The sequence below is a fragment of the Limisphaera ngatamarikiensis genome (genome assembly GCF_011044775.1).
GTDB lineage: Bacteria > Verrucomicrobiota > Verrucomicrobiia > Limisphaerales > Limisphaeraceae > Limisphaera > Limisphaera ngatamarikiensis.
This window is the reverse complement of the sequence record NZ_JAAKYA010000012.1, coordinates 82,526-102,902: the sequence shown is the minus strand read 5'-3', so window position 1 is coordinate 102,902 and position 20,377 is coordinate 82,526. Positions and strand designations below refer to the sequence as shown.

14 protein-coding genes, 1 tRNA gene and 1 pseudogene are annotated in these 20,377 nt (G+C 64.6%); 4 read left to right on the top strand and 12 right to left on the bottom strand.

Annotated features, from left to right (window positions below; translation table 11 throughout):
* Positions 1-360 (bottom strand): hypothetical protein (locus G4L39_RS02195; protein WP_205880714.1); only part of this gene is annotated, 360 nt, incomplete at its 3' end.
* Between the two features lie 1,020 nt (positions 361-1,380).
* Here G4L39_RS02195 and G4L39_RS02190 point away from each other — a divergent pair.
* Both G4L39_RS02190 and G4L39_RS02185 read left to right on the top strand, forming a co-directional pair.
* The gene (locus G4L39_RS02190; protein ID WP_165105557.1) at positions 1,381-2,184 is read left to right on the top strand and encodes a glycosyltransferase family 2 protein; all 804 of its coding nucleotides are present in this window, start codon (positions 1,381-1,383) and stop codon (positions 2,182-2,184) included.
* An 81-nt stretch (positions 2,185-2,265) separates the two neighbouring features.
* Positions 2,266-5,145 carry a bifunctional fucokinase/fucose-1-phosphate guanylyltransferase gene (locus G4L39_RS02185; protein ID WP_165105555.1) on the top strand — a complete coding sequence of 960 codons (2,880 nt, stop codon included), beginning with the start codon at positions 2,266-2,268 and terminating at the stop codon, positions 5,143-5,145.
* Positions 5,146-5,237: 92 nt separating this feature from the next.
* On the opposite strand, the gene G4L39_RS02180 is transcribed toward G4L39_RS02185, so the two are convergent.
* The 5 genes from G4L39_RS02180 to G4L39_RS02160 all read right to left on the bottom strand — a co-directional run bounded on the left by G4L39_RS02180 (position 5,238) and on the right by G4L39_RS02160 (position 8,360).
* The gene (locus G4L39_RS02180; protein ID WP_165105554.1) at positions 5,238-6,365 is read right to left on the bottom strand and encodes a glycerate kinase; all 1,128 of its coding nucleotides are present in this window, start codon (positions 6,363-6,365) and stop codon (positions 5,238-5,240) included.
* A gap of 233 nt (positions 6,366-6,598) precedes the next feature.
* Positions 6,599-6,674, bottom strand: a tRNA-Lys gene (locus G4L39_RS02175).
* A gap of 94 nt (positions 6,675-6,768) precedes the next feature.
* Entirely contained in the window at positions 6,769-7,590 is an 822-nt protein-coding gene (locus G4L39_RS02170; RefSeq protein ID WP_205880713.1) for a 4Fe-4S dicluster domain-containing protein, read from the bottom strand.
* 21 nt (positions 7,591-7,611) lie between these two features.
* Positions 7,612-7,806 (bottom strand): twin-arginine translocation signal domain-containing protein, encoded by a 195-nt coding sequence (locus tag G4L39_RS02165; protein ID WP_165105551.1) that lies wholly within the window; start codon positions 7,804-7,806, stop codon positions 7,612-7,614.
* Positions 7,803-8,360, bottom strand: coding sequence for a hypothetical protein (locus G4L39_RS02160; RefSeq protein WP_165105550.1), 558 nt, complete (start codon positions 8,358-8,360; stop codon positions 7,803-7,805). The genes G4L39_RS02165 and G4L39_RS02160 overlap by 4 nt, the downstream gene beginning before the upstream one ends.
* 442 nt (positions 8,361-8,802) lie before the next feature.
* Between G4L39_RS02160 and G4L39_RS02155 the strand changes: the two genes are divergently transcribed.
* Positions 8,803-9,267: a magnetosome magnetite crystal formation protein family gene (locus G4L39_RS02155; protein ID WP_205880712.1), complete on the top strand. Its 465-nt coding sequence runs from the start codon at positions 8,803-8,805 to the stop codon at positions 9,265-9,267.
* Positions 9,268-9,356: 89 nt separating this feature from the next.
* Here G4L39_RS02155 and G4L39_RS02150 read toward each other — a convergent pair whose 3' ends face one another.
* The 5 genes and pseudogenes from G4L39_RS02150 to G4L39_RS02130 form a co-directional block, all read right to left on the bottom strand.
* Complete coding sequence (locus tag G4L39_RS02150) at positions 9,357-10,268, bottom strand: ABC transporter permease subunit (RefSeq protein ID WP_165105634.1); 912 nt, start codon at positions 10,266-10,268, stop codon at positions 9,357-9,359.
* Positions 10,269-10,421: 153 nt separating this feature from the next.
* Positions 10,422-11,183: pseudogene (locus G4L39_RS02145) on the bottom strand (ATP-binding cassette domain-containing protein); the annotation flags it as partial.
* A 9-nt stretch (positions 11,184-11,192) separates the two neighbouring features.
* Positions 11,193-12,074: a hypothetical protein gene (locus G4L39_RS02140; protein ID WP_165105548.1), complete on the bottom strand. Its 882-nt coding sequence runs from the start codon at positions 12,072-12,074 to the stop codon at positions 11,193-11,195.
* A gap of 86 nt (positions 12,075-12,160) precedes the next feature.
* Positions 12,161-13,597 carry a nucleoside hydrolase-like domain-containing protein gene (locus G4L39_RS02135; RefSeq protein WP_165105547.1) on the bottom strand — a complete coding sequence of 479 codons (1,437 nt, stop codon included), beginning with the start codon at positions 13,595-13,597 and terminating at the stop codon, positions 12,161-12,163.
* 134 nt (positions 13,598-13,731) lie between these two features.
* On the bottom strand, positions 13,732-15,072 hold the full coding sequence (locus G4L39_RS02130; protein WP_205880708.1) for a nucleoside hydrolase-like domain-containing protein: 1,341 nt from the start codon (positions 15,070-15,072) through the stop codon (positions 13,732-13,734).
* Between the two features lie 247 nt (positions 15,073-15,319).
* Between G4L39_RS02130 and G4L39_RS15700 the strand changes: the two genes are divergently transcribed.
* A complete protein-coding gene (locus G4L39_RS15700; protein WP_165105545.1) occupies positions 15,320-16,219 on the top strand; it encodes a helix-turn-helix domain-containing protein in 900 nt (299 codons plus the stop codon).
* Between the two features lie 1,100 nt (positions 16,220-17,319).
* Here the strand turns inward: G4L39_RS15700 and G4L39_RS02120 are convergent.
* Positions 17,320-18,153 carry a glucosamine-6-phosphate deaminase gene (locus tag G4L39_RS02120; RefSeq protein ID WP_165105544.1) on the bottom strand — a complete coding sequence of 278 codons (834 nt, stop codon included), beginning with the start codon at positions 18,151-18,153 and terminating at the stop codon, positions 17,320-17,322.
* Positions 18,154-20,377 lie beyond the last annotated feature (2,224 nt).

Below are 20,377 nucleotides of genomic sequence, written 5' to 3'. Positions count from 1 at the left end.
CCCCAAACCACCACCCCCGCCACCCAACCGCCACGAAAAGGGTCCCGGCGCCCTCAAGGAACCAGCGCCGCCAGCCGCCTCCGGCCCTGACGCCACCGGCGCCGCTACTGCACCAGATGCGACCGCCCCCGCATCTGAGGTCCGCACCCCTTCCCGGCGAAGCAACTCCAGCTCCCGCTGCAGCGCCTCCATCTGTTTCTTTTGCTCCGCCAACGTCCGTTCAAACGCCTCCTGAAGCTGTTCCAGTCGCCGCTCCAGTTCACGGATGCGCTCCGACCGCTCCTCGCCACCGGCAGGGCCCTGCGCCCGCATGCCCGTCACCAGGCCCAACACGGCCAATACACACAAACACCTTTTCATGGAATCCATAATCCGGCTGCTCAATCCACTCCGTCCCGAGGTTCCCTCAACTCACGGGGCCACTTCTTGCAAACCCCGCGGCCCGACCCCAACACCGGGCATCACATCCGAGCGGGATCGCACCCGCTCCCGACAAATCACAGTCAGGGAAGCTCGGCTGCGGGCGGAGCCCGAACGTGAGGCAAACAGGCACGGACCGGCACAGGTTCGGCAGATGAAGGTGCCTCTGGCAGGACCGGTCCAAGGGAGGGTTCACACGCCGGTGCGGTCGTCGCCGGAACGTCCAACAGCCCCAATGTCACCGTGCAAAGGGCGCAGCCGGGCGCGTTGGCCGAACCCTTGTGGACGTGGCCACTCATCCCCTGCCATGCGGCCTGGGCGAATACCCATACCCACAAGAACACCATCAGGCAGGCCAGCGCTCGACGCATCTTCGTTGGCACCCCTCGACCCGACACAACGCCACTCAACCACGCCGACCTGAACCGGTCAAGCCCATGAACGCCAAGCCGGCCCGGAAGCGGACTCAAAGGAATAGACATGGCCCTCCGAGCCCGTCCAATTCCCCACAGGGCCACAGAAACCACTAAAACCACAGAGGCACAGAGAACGCACCCCACAAAGACAGAGGCGCGTCACGCAGGAGCCATGAACCGGAGGGGCACAGTCCCCCTGTGCCGGCCTTGCGTGGATCCGAGGAGCGGCACGGTCCTCCGTGCCCACATTTGCGGACGGCGAGGGCGCCCTTGCTTCCCCCCGCACCCGCCCGGCTCTCAATCCGCCGGGAAATTAACCGCCATGAGCCGGACTTCTCCGCACCGCAAGGGCGCCGCCCTTCCCCAAGCCCCCCAACGCCTCAAAGCCCGGCCAGGTTCACAACACCCGCATGAACCGTAACGCACCGACCCATCACGCCCGCGCCGGCCCCCAAACGCACCGGTCCGGGCAAGATTTTCGACTTCTCAACCCCGGCGGCTCTGCGGCAGGTTGACGCCGCTTTCATCAAGCAAGGTCACAACGATGTATCGCGGGCGCAAAATCGTGGTGGTCATGCCGGCCTACAACGCCGCCCGTACCCTCCGCCAAACATGGGCCGAGGTGCGGGCCCAGGAAATCGTGGATGAAATCATCCTTGTGGACGATGACAGCCGCGACGACACCGTGGCCATTGCCCGCACACTCGAAGGAGTCCGTGTCCACGTCCACCCCCGCAACCGCGGTTACGGCGGCAACCAGAAAACCTGCTACCGCCTCGCCCTGGAAGCCGGCGCCGACATCGTCATCATGATCCATCCCGATTACCAGTACACCCCGGCCCTAATCCCGGCCATGGCCTCCATGATCGCCAATGGGGTCTACGATTGCGTGCTGGGCAGCCGTATCCTCGGAGGTCAGGCACTCCGCGGCGGAATGCCCCTGTGGAAATACATCGCCAACCGTGCACTCACTCTTGTGGAAAACTGGCTGCTGGGCGCCAAACTTTCCGAATATCACACCGGCTACCGCGCGTTCGCGGCCGACGTGCTCCGCCGCATCGACCACTCGGTCAATTCGGACGACTTCGTCTTCGACAATCAAATGCTGGCGCAAATCCTGTGGCACGGATTCCGCATCGGCGAGGTAAGCTGTCCGGCCCGCTATTTCCCGGAAGCCTCCTCGATCAACTTCCGCCGCAGCGTGCGCTACGGTTGGGGTTGCCTCCGCACCGCTTTCACCTACCGGCTCGCCCGATGGGGCTGGATCCGATCCCCGTTGTTTCCGCCCCCGGTCCAAGCAGGTGCATCCTCGAGCCCCGGCACTCCGGCCCATGAACAATCCACTTGAGCCCCGGCCCCCGGCGGCCCCCACTAGGATCCTCGTGCGGACCGCCGCGAACCATGTCATCGTAATCCACCCGGATGCGCCATGACATCGCAATACCTGATTTCACTGCCGCCGGCCATGGCCCCGGTGTTTGCGAAGCTGGAGAATCGTCCGGCGCCCACCTGGTTTGTGGGTACCGACCCCTCGGGTCCTCCCGCGGGATCGGGGGGCGCCACCGCACATCTGCTCGTCGAAGCCTGGAAACACGAGGGAGCCGACGTTCCGTTTGAATCGTGGCTCGATGCCGCACGGCGCGTGGTCGTCCATGCCGGCGGACAAAGCCGTCGCCTGCCCGCCTACGCCCCGGTGGGGAAAGCGCTCCTGCCCATTCCGGTTTTCCGCTGGAGCCGCGGACAACGGCTCGACCAAACCCTGTTGGACCTCCAACAGCCCCTGTGGGATCGGATCCTGCGCGCCGCACCGGATTCCACCCGGATCCTCCTGTGCAGCGGAGACGTATGGATCCGGCCCGGGCCCGAACCACCCCGTCTGCCGGAGGCCGACGTGCTCGTCCTGGGCGTGCGTGTGCCCCCGGAAACCGCGCAACATTTCGGCGTGCTCTTCTGCCACCGCCGTGAGCCGGGCCGACTCGCCTTCACCTGCCAAAAACCCTCCGCGTCCCGAATCCGCGAGCTTGGACTCTCCTACCGCTTCCTGGTCGACACCGGACTCTGGTTGCTCAGCTCGCGTGCCCTCCGGGTTCTGATGGACCGTTGCGGCTGGAACCCGGCCCGGGCGTCCTTTCACGAGGGCCGGCCCCGACCGTACGAATTCTACGCCACATTCACCGCAGCTCTCGGAACCGAACCCCGGTTCCCCGACCCCGAGCTCCAGGCCCTCCGCTGCGCCGTCGTGGAATGGCCGGGAGCAGAGTTCTACCATTTCGGCACCTCGGCCCAGATGTTGGCATCCGTCGTGGCCCTCCAAAACTGCATACCGGGCGATTGGGAGGACCGGCGTCATCCCGATCAGGTCCTGCAAAACGCGCGGGTGGTCCCCCTCCTCGACCGTGAAACCCGCCACACGCTCTGGATCGAAAATTCCGTGATAAGCAGCCGCTGGGAACTGGAGCACCAACACGTTCTCACCGGCATACCCGACAATTACTGGTCCATCAGCCTGCCACCGGGTATCTGTCTCGACCTCGTGCCGGTGGGAGAGGACCGCTGGTGCGCCCGACCGTACGGTTTCACCGACACCTTCCGCGGTGCCTGGGACGATCCGGACACCCGCTGGCTCGGGCAGCCCGTGGCTCAATGGCTGGCTCAACGGAATCTTCAGCCACGCGACCTCGGCTGGACCCCTGGCCTGGACCTGTACGATTGCCCATTGTTCCCGGTTCTTTCCTCCGCAGAACTCGACCCAAACTTCATTCAGTGGCTTTGGCAGCCGGAGACCCGGGGAGCCAACACCTGGGCCCGTCTGTGGGCGCGCAGCCCGCGCCTCTCCGCAGCCGACCTGCTTCGCCAATGCAATCCGCGCCGTCTTTACGAACAGCGCGCCGGGCTGCGCCTCGAAGCCCTGGCCACGCTCCGAAAACACGCTCAATGGAGCATCTTTTACCGACTGGACCTGGAGGCCACGGCACGGCTGGTAGTCAACGCCGCATCGGCCCCTGCACCGGTCGAACCGGGCCCGGATGAGCCTCCTCTGAACCACGCGCGCGAAGCCATGTTCCAGGCCGCCCTCGCGCGACTGCGCGGAGATTCGGGTTGGCGGCGGCTCGAACGCGACGCCTTCGATTCCCTGCGGGACATGCTTGTGCGCGAGGCACGCGTCACCCCAGCCCGCCCGGTCCGTTCCGTCCTGGAAGACCAAATCGTCTGGGCCCGCAGCCCGGTCCGGGTGGACCTGGCCGGCGGTTGGACTGACACCCCACCCTACTGCCTCGAACATGGCGGTCGGGTCCTCAACCTGGCTGTGGACCTCAACGGTCAGCCGCCCCTGCAGGTCTTCGCCAAATGCATCCCCGAACCGGTGCTGGTGATCCGTTCCATTGACCTTAGCGCCGAGCAACACGTACGCACCTACGCCGAACTGGAAGAGTTCGGCGATCCGGGTAATCCCTTCGGCCTGGCCCGAGCCGCATTGGCCCTGGCCGGGTTTTCACCCCGGTTCCATGCCGATGGCGGCTTCGATTCCCTCGAGGAGCAACTGCGCGACTTCGGCGGTGGCATTGAGCTGTCTCTGGTCGCCGCCGTGCCCAAAGGCAGCGGACTTGGCACCAGCAGCATCCTGGCCACAACCCTGTTGGCCGCGCTCTCCGATCTGTGCGGGCTCGGCTGGGACCGTGAAACCCTCTCGCATCGGACCCTGGTGCTGGAACAGCTCCTGGGCACCGGCGGCGGCTGGCAGGACCAACTCGGCGCACTCGAGCGGGGCATCAAACTGATCGAAACCCGCCCCGGCCTGCGCCAAACCCCGCAAATTCACTGGCTCCCCCAGCACCTGTTCGAATCCCCGCTCACCGCCGACTGTTGCCTGTTGTACTACACCGGCATCACCCGCCTGGCGTGGAACATCCTGGGCGAAATCGTCCGAGCCGTCTTCCTCAACTCCCCGCGGCACCTCGCCCTGCTCGAGGAAATCGGCCGCAACGCGCAACGCGGTGCCCTCGCCATCCAACGCTGCGACCTTGAAGGTCTTTGCGAAACCGTGCGCGAAAGCTGGCGCCTCAACCAGGCACTCGACCCGGCAACAAACCCGCCCCAGATCCAAGCCATCCTCGACGCCGTTGCCCCCTGGCTCGCCGCTGCCAAACTCACCGGCGCCGGAGGTGGCGGCTACCTCTTCATGATCGCGCACGACCCGGCCGCCGCCGCCCGCATCCGCGAAATCCTCACCCGCCACCCGCCCAATCCCCGGGCCCGGTTCGTCCGATTCAGCGTCTCCACCACTGGATTGCAGGTGACCCGCAGCTGAACCCGGACGCCGCCAGACCGGAAGTATCCGCCGGCCCGCCCCCGCCTCCCAGCCTCCCACGCCCATCCCCAAACCGCCCCACCAACACCCCCTCAACCTGCCGCCGCGTCCGCCCATTGCGTCGCCGCACGTGTGGCCAGCCTTTCCAACACCTCGGCGGCCCGTCGCATGGCCGTTGTTTCCGAAACTGCGTCCACCAACGCGTACACCCGCTCGAACCACACGTGGTGCCGCGGCCAGGGTTGAAAACGCCCTGCGAAAGCCAGACACGGTTTACCCTGCCGCCGGCAGATCCGCGCAATCTCACCCACGGCCTTCCCCATCAGACTGGAACGATCCAACGCGCCCTCGCCGGTCAAAACCAGATCCGCCCGACGCAGCTTCCGTTCCAGCCCGGCCTTCCGCGCCACCCATCCAAAACCCGAAATCAGTTCCGCTCCGGCAAACGCCATCAGTCCAAATCCAAGTCCACCCGCGGCACCAGCCCCCGGCACACACGCCAGGGACCTCCCCGTCCACTCTTCCATCACATCCGCCAGGCGCCGCAGACACCGCTCCGCCAGAGCGAAATCCTCCGGACGAAGGCCCTTCTGAGGACCATACACGCGCGTGGCCCCGCGCGGACCCAGCAGCGGGTTCGATACATCCACCGCCGCCTGCACACGGCGCCACGGCCACCGCCCCGGCGGAGGAACCACACGGACCAACCGCACCAATTCGGTCCACCGCGTCAGCTCGCCTCCCCGGGCATCCAAAAATCGCCAGCCCAACGCCCGCGCCAACCCAAAGCCGCCATCGTTGGTGGCACTGCCACCCAACCCGATCAACACACAACGCGCCCCACGCCGGGCCACCACCCCCAGCGCCCGACCCAAACCGGTCGTATCCATCTCAAATGGATGAAACCGACCCCGGGGCAACAAGGCCAACCCAATAATCCCCGCCGATTCAACTATGCCCAGGCGGGTACGCCCCTCCCACCACCAACGCACCCGCAAAGGCCGGCCCGCCGCATCCACCGTGCGCAAGAACCGCGACCGCGCCCCCACCAGCCGCCGCGCAACATCCCCAAATCCATCACCCCCGTCGCTCACCGGCAACAGCTCCAACACGTCCTCCGGGCGACCCCGGCGCCAACCCCTTGCAATGGCCTCGCACACCTCCGCCGCGGTCAGCGAGCCCTTGAACTTGTCCGGACAAACCAGTACACGCAGGCCCACGCCCCCTTTATCCATTCGAACCCCTGCCCGGGCAATTCGAAAACCCGAGTCGCCCCCTTTGCCGAGCCACCTGTCTGCCCGCCCGGTAACCCGCAAGAAACCCTGTCCACGAGATTTCGCGCGGGTTTGCACCGCCCAAACGCATTCGTGCCCCGCTCTTGGAAGGAAAACCCGGACGGCCCCCCCACAGGAGCAAACCACACCTGTCTCGGAGGTTGGCAGAAAAAAGGATTTGGTGCCCCGGCCAGGACTCGAACCTGGGACCTACTGATTAAGAGTCAGCTGCTCTACCAACTGAGCTACCGAGGCACCCTCGAATCAGGCCTTAAATTGCCCCTCCTGCAGTGCCGCTGTCAAGAACCAGAACCGCCGTGGGCAACCCGCCCCGGCCCGGAATCCGGCGTCACCCGAATGGCCATTGGAAGACGCGCAGCTCGGCAGCTCCTCTTGGAGCCCTTGCCACGATCCGACACCCGCGGCGGATGATCATGGGACCAACCCGGCCTGCACCCCTGCGTCCCCGTGTGGGCAATCTCCTCCCGAAAACGCCCCGGCGTTCCGAGGCTCCAAAAACCCGCGCCCCGTAAAAGCCGCGCAACCCCCCCCCAACCATGCCGCATGTCTGCGCGCGATGTACGGCCAACGGCGGGCAACCCGCCGTGCGCTGTACCTGCTCCGCTGAGGCTTTTGAGAGATTGCTCAGATAACTCTGGTTCGGATTCATGGCCCCGGGCGGAAGGGTCGGTTTCTTGTAATTGAACCGGCGTGCATCATAGGGACATGCCGCCATGCAGTAACGACATCCGATGCACCAGTTGTAGTCCACCACGACGATGCCGTCCGGTTCCTGCCAGGTGGCCTGGACCGGGCACACCTTTGTGCAGGGGGACTGCCGACATTGCTGGCACTGCACCGGCATGTAATACTTGTCCGGTTGGGGGACCCGATCCGGGTCATAGTACACGTTCGAGGTCTCCAGGTTGATCGCTCCCTTTTGCAGTTCCAGCACCCGGATGTACGACATCTCGATGTCGTCGGGGTCCTCCCGCGATTGATTGTTCTCCCTCAAACAGGCATGAGCGCACTTCCGGCAGCCGATGCACCGCGTCAGATTCAGCGCATACGCAAACTCGACCCCCGGCCGGGGCCGAACGTCCCGGATGTGCGGCCTGACCCCGTATTGCCGTTCGGTTTCCGCCTCCGGACGCCGCAGGATTTGCTCCAACTCCTCCGGTGTCAGTTCGCGTTAGTGCTTCCACAACAACTGTTCCAGCGTCATCTCGCCCCGCTCCAGCTCCAGTAACGGTCGCAGGGCGGCCATCAACCCGGCCATCCCCACCAGGGACGCCGCCGCTCCCTTGAGAAAGGTCCGCCGCGTCATGGGACGGTACACCTCCTCGAGCGAGCGCGCGGATTGGGGCGTGGAGGATGCGTCGTTCATGGCTGATGCGAGGGATGCCCTTCCCCGGACCGCCGGGGTGAACCGGCGGCCCGGGGCGGATACCGCAGCGGCGGCATCGGTTTCATCGGCGCAAAGGCCGGTCGATGCGGATCATGGCACTGGATGCAGCGCAACTGGGTCTGCGGGCCCCGCCGCGGGTCCCAGTACCCGTTACGGCGCCCGTGTACACCGGCCAGCCAATCGCGATAAATGGTGCCGTGGCACTTGGCACAAAGCCGAACCACCTCGCCCTGCGGGATTTCCGACCCGTCATAATCCACGAACGCATTGCGGTTCGTGGGATGATGACAATTCAGACAAAACCGATTGTTCCCATGCTCGAGCCGGATGTCCTGATGCTCCACCATCGGTCGGTCGTAGTGCCAGCGGGCCGGCAACAGCTTGTGGCACTCCATGCAGTTGTAGGTCCAGCCGAGCTTCACCAGGTCCAATCCCCGCGTGGCGCGCGGGGGTGTCTTGTCCAGGTGGGCATCCACCGGCAGACCCACGGGAGGTTGGAGGGCCGGAGGTTTCTCCACCTTGGGAAGTTGCACCGCGACTGCCGGTCCGGGCTCCGCCTCCGGCCCACCCGCGGGCACAGACGCCGTTCCCGCCAGGCCAACGAGCCGGCCGGCTACCAGCCCTGCCAGGAGAGGCAGCATCGCGCCCAACCCGGCGGTCCAACGCAAGAGGCCCATCCCACTCGGCCGTGAGCCGTGCGTTGGGCCGGTTCGGACTTTTCGTCCATCCATCACGATCCTCTTTTACATGGCCCGCTCACCGAGGGCTTTGACGCAGGTGAAGGTTTTACCGGGTTCGAAACCCCGGCCGCCGGGATCCCCGGCCGCAAGGAACGACCTCCCGCGCAGGGAAATGTGTCCGGGGCGGACGCCGAACGTACGTGCCCGCAAGCTGGATGCCTCCCCGGCCCTTCTCACGGGGACGTCCGGCTTGACGCGGCTTTGCCGACGGGGCTACCGTAACTGCAACAGCGCCGTGAGTGCTCGACGACGATCACGCAACCGCGTCAAACGCCTGACGGTCATCCTTCAACTCATGGACCCCGAATCCCTGGCGCCGTCAGGCACACCAGCATCGGCGCCACCCCCCGCACCGGACCCACGCGAACCGCAAACACGCTTGTGGGCCTTGATCCTGCATCTTTCACTGTTCGCAGGCTACGTTGTTCCCTTGGCCGGGCTGCTGGTGCCCATCCTGATCTGGCAGCTCAAGAAAGCCTCCCTGCCCGGCTTGGACGCCCATGGCAAAGCGGTGGCGAACTGGATCTTGTCGGCCCTCCTTTACTGCGCTGTGGCTTTCGTGCTCCTCGAGGACGAAATGGGATTGCTGCTGATCCTGGTCCTGGGGGTTTGCTCGGTCGTGTTCCCCATCGTGGGGGCCATCAAGGCCCATGCCGGCCAGGTTTGGCCCTACCCGCTCGCGATCCGCTTTTTCTGCTGAGCAGGTCCTCCCATCGGCAACGCGCAGGAGGCATTGAGGACCGGGGAGGTCCCGCCGCTCGCAGCCGTGGGGGGATGTGACGCGTCGGATCAGTCGTTCCGTTGGCTCATGCGGTCGAGCGCCACCGCGGCAAGGATCACCAGGCCCTTGATCACCTGCTGCCAGAAGGGTGAGACGTTCAGAAGGAACAGGCCGTTGTTCAGCACCCCGATGATGAGGCAACCCAACACCGTGCCCATCACCGAACCCCGGCCACCCGACAGGGACGTGCCCCCGATCACCACCGCGGCGATCGAGTCCAATTCGTACCCCAGCCCGGCATTCGGTTGGGCCGAGTCGAGCCGCGCGGTCACCATCAAACCGGCCACGCCGGCCAGGCCGCCGCCCAGGGTGTAAACCCACAGCTTCACCCGCTCCACCGGCAGACCTGTCAGCAAGGCAGCCCGCTCATTGCCGCCCACGGCATAAAGATGCCGACCAAATCGCGTGCGGCGGGTCACCACCACAAACACCGCCACCCAGAAGGCACAGATCCAGACCGGCATCGGCACACCCAACCAGAAGCCGGTCCCCATGAACCCGAACGTTTCACCCAGACCCGTGATCGGATAGCCCCCCGTCCAGAGCATGGTGAGTCCCCGTGCCACGCTCAACGTGCCCAGCGTGGCCACAAACGGCGGCAACCGAAACCGCGTAATGACAAAACCGTTGAACCACCCCAACGCCAGCCCCACCACAACCCCCGCCAGGATGGCACCCCAAACCGTAAACTGCAGTAGCACGCCGAACATCGGCAGGGATAACCCCTCCTTGAGCAGCCCCGCCGCCACCGCACCCGCCAGCGCCAGCACCGCACCCACCGACAGATCAATCCCACCGGAAAGGATGATCAGGGTCATCCCGACCGACAGACAAAGGTTCACAGAAATCTGTCGCAGAATGTTGAGCCCGTTCTCCACCGTCAGAAACCGGTCGGACAACAGGCTCATCAGGACCACCATCAATCCAAGGCCCAGAAGCGATTGTCCCCGGGCCAGCCAGTCTCGATGTCCCTGCCTCGTGGCCACTGCAATGCAACCCGTTTCCGTCAAAGCCCGGCGGCTTTTAACGCCGCCTGCCGCGCCAACCCTCCAAAGCCACCGGAAAATCCAGCCTCATCCGCGGCACATCCCCGAACGACCCTGCGCATCCGGAACCCCACGGTTGTCCGGGCTGTCCGATCGCGGCAACGCCGCGGCCATCAACCGTTCCTCCGTGGCTTCCGCGCGGGTGAATTCCGCCGTCTTGCACCCCTCGCAAAGCACAACGATTCGGTCCGACACGGTCAGGATCTCGGGCATTTCCGACGAAACCACGATCACCGCCAGCCCCGCGCGGGCCAGTTCGTCAATGAGTTCGTAAATCTCGCGCTTGGCTTGAACGTCAATGCCGCGGGTCGGTTCGTCCAACAACAACACCCGCGGCGAGGTGGCCAGCCACCTGGCCAGAATCACCTTCTGCTGGTTCCCACCGCTCAGATGCCGGATGCGCTGCTCCAGCGAGGGTGTCTTGACCCGCAGCTGCTTCAGGTACCGTTCGACCAGCGTACGCTCGGCAGCCGTGCGAATGAAACCGAACCGTGTCAACCGGTTCAAACACGCCAGACTCGCGTTCTCCCGCACGCTCATCTCCAACACCAGGCCCTCGGCCTTGCGATCCTCCGGTGCCAGGGCCAGTCCCAGGTCAATCGCGTCCATGGGGGACCGGATCCGTACCGGTCGCCCGTCCAACTCCACCCTGCCCTCCATGTGATCCGGGTGCAGCCCGAATAACGTTTCCAGCAGTTCGGTCCGGCCCGCACCCATGAGGCCGAAGATTCCGAGAACCTCCCCGCGACGCACCTCCAGACTGATGTTCCGGAGTAAATGGTCGCTCGGTAGGAACCGTTAACTCATCAGGCTCATCAGGGTGCACACGTTACAGCCGTAATGCCGTTGCAACGAGGTCCAGCACTGGATGGCCATGGCGTGCAGATGATTCGCCTGCATCCAGTCCGCGAGCACCACCCCCAGCCTCGCCATCTGGACCAGCTTTTCCTCCGGCACACCCGGGGCCGGTGCATACGATCGGATCTCCTGCAGACGCGCCGCCACCCTCGGATCCCGCCCATCCAGCTTCTCCGCAGCTCCCAGGATCTCCGACAGATCCACCGTGGTCACCGAAATGCCGTGCCGTTCCAGAAGCTTCTCCGAGTACCGCACCGTATTGAACGCGCCCGGCCGGGCACCCACCGCACCCAACCGCAGCCCCCGCATCCCGTTGACCACCCGGCACACGCCCAGAAACCATTGCAAATCGCGCCGGAAGTCATCCGTCAGTGGGTGCTCCACGTGCCGCCGCGTCAGACTGAACCGGATGCCTGCCTGGGCCAGGTTGTTGCACACCGAGATCTTGCCACAGAAGGCATCGCGACGCCGGGCCGGCGACAGTTCGTCCGGCCGGTCCGGATAGGCCTGAACCAGGATGGGCACGTTCAAACCCGAAAGCCGTACCGCATCCAGCACCCCCTTCTCGTCGCCAAAATTCGGCAGGCACACCAACACGCCGTCGATCTCGTCGCGATGCTCCCGAAACAACGCCGCGCATTTGCGGGCGTCCTCGTGCGTCTCAACGCCCCCCAGCTTGGTCTCCCGCTCGTTCAGCTGGATCGCCCGGATCCCCAACTCCTTGAACAGCCTGGTCAGATCCGCCCGCGCCTCCGCAACCAGCTGGTCCGGAAAGAAATCCCGGTTCCCGTAGATTACCCCCAACGTCGGTGTCTTCTCCATGGTGTTCATGCTCTTTCCTTTCTTCCGGCTCGGTCTCGGAGCCGCGGCAGGCTCATACCACCCGACCCGCGGCCCTCGATGAGATCTCAGTCGCGCACCTCCACAATCACCCTGCGATACCGCGTCAGCCTCGGCACGCCATGGTCCGTGACCGCCAGGATGATGTGCATGGTCCCTGTGCCCGGTGGCATCACCCGCTGGGTGGGAACCACAAACCAGGCGCGAGGTTGATCAAAGTTCCGAATCTCCACCGGCTGCCCGGAAACGGCACTCGAAACGGTGAACGTGCCGGCTTCCGGATAGTAAAACCACTCGTACGACACGGCGTCGCCATCCGGGTCACTGGTCCCCTCGGCATTCAACTCCACCCGGTCGCCACGCCGGGCCGTCAACCGATCCGGATGCCCCAGCCGCGGCACGGGTGGGTGGTTGGCTTCCTTGTAGGGCTTCACGGTCCAGTCCATCCGCGCCGCAAAATCGTTCTGATAGGCCGACCGCCACCGCCAGATGGTGGCATGATTGCTGGTATGCCATTGGCCGTCCACGCCCTTGACCTCGTCCATGGCATCCGTCCAGATGGGCCGTGTCTCAGCCTCCAAATGCCACTTCTGCTTGCGGGGCGTGTACAATTCATAGCGCCCTCCCCAGCCACCCCAGTCCGGCCGTTCCGGCACGTTCAAGCCATTCCGAATCAGCCCCAGGAAGCTCGGCGTGTCCCCCTCCATGAGATACTCGGTCCGCGGATACTTCGCCCCCAGCGGCCCCTTGCTCCGGATGTTCCGATCCAACCACGGGTTATCCACCAGGGAAAAGTCCGCCCCCGCGAAACGGCCATGGAATCTGTCCCCGCTGATCCCGCTCCAGGTCGCATAATGATACGCGCCGCCAGGGTGAAAGCCCGGACTCACAATGTAAAAAAGTTCGGGAAAATTCCGGCGGATCCAGGGGCCGGAATCGTCCTGGTCGGAAATCGCGTACACGCGCAGTTTCGATACAAACCGCGCCACGGCCGCGGGCGGCCGCGTCGCCCGCACCTTCCACAACGCCTGGGCCAGCACGTTCGGTCCGCCCCATACTGTCACCCACAACGGACGAGGATCTTCCCGATCAACCGCGGCAATCAACAACTCCGACCCCGGCGAATCCCTGCCTTCGCCCACCCCTTCCATGCCGTACACCGGCAAACCCTCCCGCACCACGCTCAACAACTGCTCCTTCGTCGGCCATCCGGGCTCATGCAACATCAGGTTCTCCCGCACCTGACCATACGCCTCGATAATCTCGCGAATCCGCCACGCCGCAGTCCGGTTCCGCTGATGCACCGACGTCGTCGCCACCAAACCCTCAATGTCGAACTGGTTCGCATAAACCATCAGCCGAACCATCGACTGCGCATCGTCCGGCTCGTTCTCAATGTCCGTCAGCACAAACAACCGAACCTTCTCCGGCACTTCTTCAGCCCGCACTGCCGCCGCCAAAAGCACCAAGCCGAGCAACCAACACCAGCATCTGCATCTGCACATAAACCTCCACCTTTGCGAGCCCGCCGGGTCTCTGCCCAGCAGCCCCCACCGCGCCGGCTCCGATTCTTCCCCGTGCCGGTCCGCCGCCCTCGGCCCCGGCGCTGCACCGAACCGTTCAACACGGGGCAACCTCTTCATGAACCTCTGCCCTCCCGAATTGCCTGCGGTATCCCGACAGGACCGGCCGCCTCGCGGCACCGTCGCATCCGATCCGCAAAGTCCCGTAAAAAATCCCGACGCCACTGGCTCACCGTTCGCGCTCCCGCATGCTCGCCCTCCGCCCACTCGGGCGCCGGATCGTCCGTCCACCAGAACGGCAACTCGGGATCCGGCTCGCGTGCATGGTCCGCCCGCAGCGGCACCACCGTCAGGGCGCCGCTGCGGCCATCCCAGACCTCTGAATTACTCGCGATGTTGAACCGGTACAAACCCGCCGCCCTGGGTGAGAACCGCACACGCATCGTTCCGTCCGCAAATCGGGCAAACGGCAACGCCTGGTTCTCCACCCGCAGCGTGGCCTCAACCGGAACTCTCCCATCGTCATCCACTTTCAACACCACTTCGAGGATGCCAAACACCTCCAAACGGTCCTCCTCCGTCGGGAGTCGCTCCAGCCGCAAATACGGGCGTCGCCAGGCCCGAACAAACCGCCCGCCCCAGCCCGATTGGCCCGGCTCCGCAGGGCAGCCCCGCAACAGCCATCCCACCGAGGGTGCATCGCCCATTTTGAGCTGCGATAGCTTCTCCGCGAACAATGTCCCCAGGGCACCATGCCCGACCACAAACCGCTCCACAAAGCTCCTGTTGCCCCAGGGATCCGTTTGATCACCACCAACAAACCACCCGCGATAGGTCGAGTTCGCCTCAATCAACCAGAGCTTTGGAAATCGTGTGACCAGGTACTGATACGCGTCCGGACTCCACTTTTTGTTCGGCCCGCCAATAAAGTACACCCGCAACCGGGGCAGGATGTCCGGCGCGTCATGCAACGCCTGCGCAAGGTCTTCCAGTCCACCCCATACCAACACGTGCAACGGCCGCGCGTCCGATCGCCTCGCACACCGGATCAACCAATCTGAACCCTCGGTCGGCCCCCGATAACCCGCATAGGGCGCAGGCTCAATCGCCCCCTGTTTCGTGATGGCCCTCAACCGATCCGGCGGGGGATAACCTTCCGACCAGCTGCGCAAGCGCGGATAATCCCGCTCGTAGGCATCGATCACCTCGAGAATGTGCTCTTTCCGGCCGGGCCCGTAGGGCGACGATATCAACCCCTCCAGGTCCAGCACATCCGAGTACACCAGCAAATAAACCAGCGACTGATAATCGTCCGGATCCGTCCCACCCACGTCCGTACACACCACCACGCGATGCCGGACTCCGTCCAGCGCCCCGCACCCGGCAGGCCCGGCCTCGGCCTCGACGTACAGCCGCACCAACCCCAGCAGCACCGCCACCCACCCCAAGGGCCGCAAGGCGCACCGCACAGCTGCCCTGATCCCCCCAAGCCGCCCCGCCGGCAAACACCACGCGCCCCCAAGTCCCCGGCACCCCGCTGCGGCGTCCCCTCCACTTCCAACCTGTGTGCGCCCGCCCATGCTTTCGCCCGGCTTCAGCTTTTCAACAAGCTCCAAACAACCTGTCAACTCACTCCTACCCTAGTCCAAATCTGTCGGGGCTTCTTCCTTGAATCCGGCCGGTTTTCACGGAATCCTAAGGTCGGTGAAACGGTTCGATGTTCAGCGCCCGGAGTTTCAGCCCTACGGATTCACGTGCGAGCTCTGGATGCCGGCGTGCATGCCACGACCCGACAAACACGCCGAGGTGGAATTGAACTGGCTACGGACCGGCTCGCTCACCTACCTGCTCGGCGGCCGTCGCGTCACCATTCCGGCCGGGCGTCTGGCCATCTTCTGGGCCGCCATCCCGCACCAGATCGTCGCCTTCGAAGGTCAGCATCCCTATTATGTCGTCACCGTCCCCCTGGGCGAATTCCTCGGCATGGGTCTGCCCTCCGACTTCACCCAGCGGCTTTTGGAGGGCAACCTCATGCAGGAACCCGCACCCGATCCCTCCGACCCCATCAAGTTCCAACAATGGGAACGGGAGCTGCGCAACAGCAACCCCGCCACCGAACGACCGGTCCGACTCGAAATCCAAGCCCGCATCCTCCGCCTGGCACGGCGCATCTCCCGTCAACCCACAGCAACCTGTCCCGACCCCGCGTTGTCGCGGGCCGACCAACTGGCTTGCTACATCGCCCGCCATTACCAGGAACCGCTCAGTGCCGCCCGGATCGCAGCCGCCCACGGATTACACCCCAACTACGCCATGACCCTGTTCCGCCGCGCCTTCGGCACCACCATGACCGAGTTCATCACCCGCCACCGACTCTGCCACGCCCAACGCCTGCTGGTCACCACCGATCTCCCCATCCTGGAGGTCGCCCTGGCCTCCGGATTCCAGAGCCTCAGCCGGTTTAACGAGGTCTTCAAACAACTCTGCGGCTGCACCCCCCGCGAATATCGCAAAGGCCATCGCCCCGCCACCAAGCGGCAGCAAGTTCGCTTGCAACACCGCTCCACCGCCCGAATCCGATCAAGTGCCACGCCCGGGACCTGAGCCACCGGCACGCCGCTTCGCACCGCTCACCGGGCGTCAGCCGCTCCAACGGCAGTTTACAAACCGCCACAGCAGGGGGAGATCTGCCCTCCCCTGAAGGCCCATCCAGAGCCAGGCCGACCGGACGCGCTGCCCCCACCCCCAAAATCCCTCCGGCGCAACAAACAACGGAAACCCATACGACCCAAGCCGAACGTAGAACACAAACCGCCCGCTCAAGGCCGGCATCACCCCAAAATCATGGTGCGTCCCAGCAGCTCCCGCCATTAGTCCCAGCGGGACCATTTCCATCCGCAAAGTCCCGCAAACGCCACCCAAATCAGTGGAATCACTCCGAACACTCCCGCAGGTCGGGAACCTCGCCGGGGGCAGGTCGCACCATCTCACCAACTTTCGACAGGTCGTCGCCACCGGACTCACAATTGCGCTCTCCACAACTCCACAAAATAGTTCACTAAGACCGTCCGCAGCCGGGGCCGCGGCACCGACCCCGGAGGCACGGGATTCCTGGATTTCGGACACTGCCAGAGGCTGCCAAAACTCCCCAGATACGGTGACAACAGGCTCTGTCGAAGCTGGGCCGTGTTGGGGCAATCCGGCCCCGCCGAGCCCGGTCAGCCACCATACATCCTCTTTCCGTCGGGTGTGTCCAGGTACCCATCCGCATTCGGCGGCAAACGGTTGTGGCCGTCCCGGGCATATAACGGCAAGGCAAAACCAAACTGCCGGAGTCGGGAGGGACGGTTAACCGTCCGCAATCGGGCCCGCACAGCCGATACAGCCGGAAACTAGAGGGCCGACAGGATCCCGATGATGGCGATGCCCCCGGCAAGCCCCTCAGTGTAAAGCCGGACCGGCAGCAGCCGAAGGAACCTCCCTGCCAACCCGGGCCCATACCAAAACCCCTTGGAGACGCGCTTACATTTCGCGCCAGCCCGATCAAAGCGGATCCCACACCCCTCCACTCTCTGCCCTGCCCGTTCCAGAAATCGGGTCAGCGGTCGTACATCCTCAGAGGCGCAACCGCCACCCCACACCCCGACAGCCGCGTTTCGGTCGCCGCACGCCGGTGTTACCTGACTCGTCACCCTGTCGGGCCTTCACGGCAAGCGCAGCAGCGCGGCCGACTCGGTGTCCAGGAATAAAGTTGCCGCCGGATGCCGCCGCAACACCGAGGCCGGACACGCCTCATGAATCGGCCCCGATAAAGCCCGCGCCACGGCTTCCGCCTTCCGCCGCTCGGGCACCACCACAACCAGGCGTTGCGCCGCACAAAGGGTCGGAATGGTCAGCGTATACGCGTAACGCGGCACGGATTCAATGTCAGCGAACCATCCCTCGCGCACCTGCTGACGCCGACACGCTTCGTCCAGGGCCACCAGTTTCACCGGGTCCGGATCGTTGAAATCCGCCACCGGCGGGTCGTTGAACGCAAGATGCCCGTTTTCTCCAATCCCCGCGCAGCACAGGTCCACGGGCGTCGCTCGAAGAAATTCGCCGTACCGACGCACCTCCTTCAACGGTTCCGGCGCATCCCCCTGCAGGAGGTGTACCTCGCCGGGTCGGACCTTTTCCAGCAGGTGCTCACGCAAGAACCTCCGAAAACTCGCCGGATGCCCGGCCTCCAGTCCGAGGTACTCGTCCATGTGAAACACCACGACGCGTGCCCAGTCCACCCCGGGTTGCGACGTCAGGGTCTCCAGAAACCGAATCTGGGAAGCGGCACAGGCGAAGATCACCCGGGCATGTCCCTTTTCCAGCACCGCCCTGCGCAGCGTCTGCGCCGCCTCGACGGCCGCGCCCCGGGCCAGTGCCAGTGAATCGGCATACACCCGCACCTCCAGCCGATCCACTGTGAACCGGTACACCGGGGCCGTGGAAGCATCGGCCGGGGCTCCAAGCGAGCTCCGAGAAGATTCCAAATCTTCACTCATATGCACGACGTCATTTCCGTCTCATCTTACGCACCCGTCGTGCCCCCGGGGCAATACTTTCCCCCATTTGAGCCCCGGGACCAGCACGCATCCATCTCCCTCGCCATCAACCCGTGGCTTTCGACCTGCCCGGGCCACTTTCCTGGGCACGCGGACTTGCCAGCTTTGGGGGAGACAATCCAAGCGAGGCAGGGGGCACCATGACCCGGCCAGGTCTCAAGGGGCTTGCGACCCCGCGCGCCGTCAGTTCAAGGCGCTACGCCCTTTCCAGCCACCCCCTTGTTCGCACACCACTTAGTGGCCTTGGCCCGGGCGATCTGCACAGGATTCTCCTGCGCCCGAGGACCCGCCCTGAAACGTCCTTCTCGAACCGAGTGGATTCCGGTCCGACCACGCCGCCCCGGGCCGCGCCGGCATCGCGGCTCACCTGGTCGGTCGCCTTGCCAGCAGGACTCCTTTGCGTCCCGGCTTTTGCCAGGGGAATGGCGCCGTGGGAAACCCGCGACGGATCCATCGCAGACCCGCCCGACCCCTTATTGCCGTTTTTTCCCCCTCCGGCCACTGCCTGGCATTGCCGCGCCGCTGGAGTCTCGTTGCGTAACTACAGGTTTTCCTCAGCCGCCACGAACCCACCCGTCCCTGAGCCCGGGCACAACCCCCAACCGCGGTAGGGACGCTGCAATTCGCACAGCCCTGGCCACACAACCGCCCCGTTTGCACTCATCCAGGATTCCGAGCTGGACCACAATCCGGCCGACTATCCACGAATCGTCGAGCCATTGGTATCCGGCACTGGCGATGTTGTCTCCGGTACCCGGTTCGGCGCCGGGGCTTGCCCCGAGACTTCGCTGTGACATCGGTGGCTGAATGTATGGCCGAGCGGTGTGACCCGTCTGGTGACCGTGCTCCGGCTCACCACGAGGCCACATGCGACAAAGCTATCCGAACCGATTTTCTGCGGCGTCGTGACCTTCGGAAAACCGAATCGGGTTTGAGTCCGAGCCCGGACCGGCGCACGGTTTCTGGAAGTGCCCAGCCGTTACCAGGGACAAAGACGCGCCGAAGGCAAAAAGCCTGGGTGGATGGGTGGATTGATGGCGTTGTGGTGCCTTGTTGTTTCTTCGCGTGGTCGCCGCCGGCCGACCGAACCCACGGCCACGACGGCTGCAAATACGAACCAGACTATGGTGCAAGGTACGCCGCGGACGGCACTGCCAGGTTGGCTCCTGTTATGGGTCTCCCCGGCATACGGCATGTTTGGACGACCCACGCTGGTGTTTCATGGCGCCGCAGCCCTGCTGGCCGGTGCGACCCGCCTTTGACTAAACGCCCGGCGCGATTCCAGAGCCACGGAACCTCCTTCGGTTGATATAGTACCGGGACCCGGCGCTGGTCCCGGCAGGTCGTGCCGGGGGAGGGCGTTTCACTTGCAGGCGGCACTTTGCTCCAGACCACGAACCTGATGCGGTTCGGTGACAGATTCGAGTTCGGCCACAAACCGAACCTGCAAACCATGATGGATTCGGTGTATGCAACACGTTTCGATCAACGGCATGCTTCAGGGCCCCTATCGGGGGCAGCGGCCAAACTGTTCGGATTGTTGTTCGCCAGAAAGACGTTCAATGGATACAACGACAGGGCCCCTCAACTGTTGGCTGGTCAATCCAAGACACCGCGTTGGCGGGCGTTGGACAACACCACCTACGATTCCTGGTATCTTGTCCTGTGGCTGGCCGGGTGGGCGGCGGGGTGGAGGGCATGGCGGCGGTCTCGGGCGACAAGACTCCGCCTGTTGCACCAGAAGCCCGGGGCTACACAACTGCCGCATTCCCCCTGGGTGTCACAGGAAAGAGTAGTCGAGGACCGGGGACCACATCCATGTGCCAGCCGCAATGGGCATGCTCGGCGCCCGGTGACGGCGGGGGTTCCGGTCAGGCCAGCCTTGTGATCGGCTTCACCCAACCTCTCCGAAGCAGTCAAACCTTGCATCGGGATTGCACCCAAATGGTGAACCGGTAACTCCGCCTTGGGAAACTGTGCTTGACTCGTGGATCCATTTACCGCGGTCGGGTTCGGGCCCCATGCAGGTTTACCTCTGGAATTGCGTGATTGCCAGCCGTTCCAGGTTGGACGCCATGCCTTCGTTTGTTGCCGGGCTTCTGGCCGTGCGGCCCGGGGGCACGTTGCACGGCATCGGGCCGGGATTGGGTGGTAACGACTTTCC

What these genes read in the sequence shown, in the direction of transcription:
- G4L39_RS02190 (WP_165105557.1), top strand. Translation starts at nt 1,381, where the DNA reads ATGTATCGCGGGCGCAAAATCGTGGTGGTCATGCCGGCCTACAACGCC.
- G4L39_RS02185 (WP_165105555.1), top strand. Translation starts at nt 2,266, where the DNA reads ATGACATCGCAATACCTGATTTCACTGCCGCCGGCCATGGCCCCGGTG.
- G4L39_RS02165 (WP_165105551.1), bottom strand. Translation starts at nt 7,806, where the DNA reads ATGAACGACGCATCCTCCACGCCCCAATCCGCGCGCTCGCTCGAGGAG.
- G4L39_RS02150 (WP_165105634.1), bottom strand. Translation starts at nt 10,268, where the DNA reads ATGGTGGTCCTGATGAGCCTGTTGTCCGACCGGTTTCTGACGGTGGAG.
- G4L39_RS02140 (WP_165105548.1), bottom strand. Translation starts at nt 12,074, where the DNA reads ATGGAGAAGACACCGACGTTGGGGGTAATCTACGGGAACCGGGATTTC.
- G4L39_RS02135 (WP_165105547.1), bottom strand. Translation starts at nt 13,597, where the DNA reads ATGTGCAGATGCAGATGCTGGTGTTGGTTGCTCGGCTTGGTGCTTTTG.
- G4L39_RS02120 (WP_165105544.1), bottom strand. Translation starts at nt 18,153, where the DNA reads ATGAGTGAAGATTTGGAATCTTCTCGGAGCTCGCTTGGAGCCCCGGCC.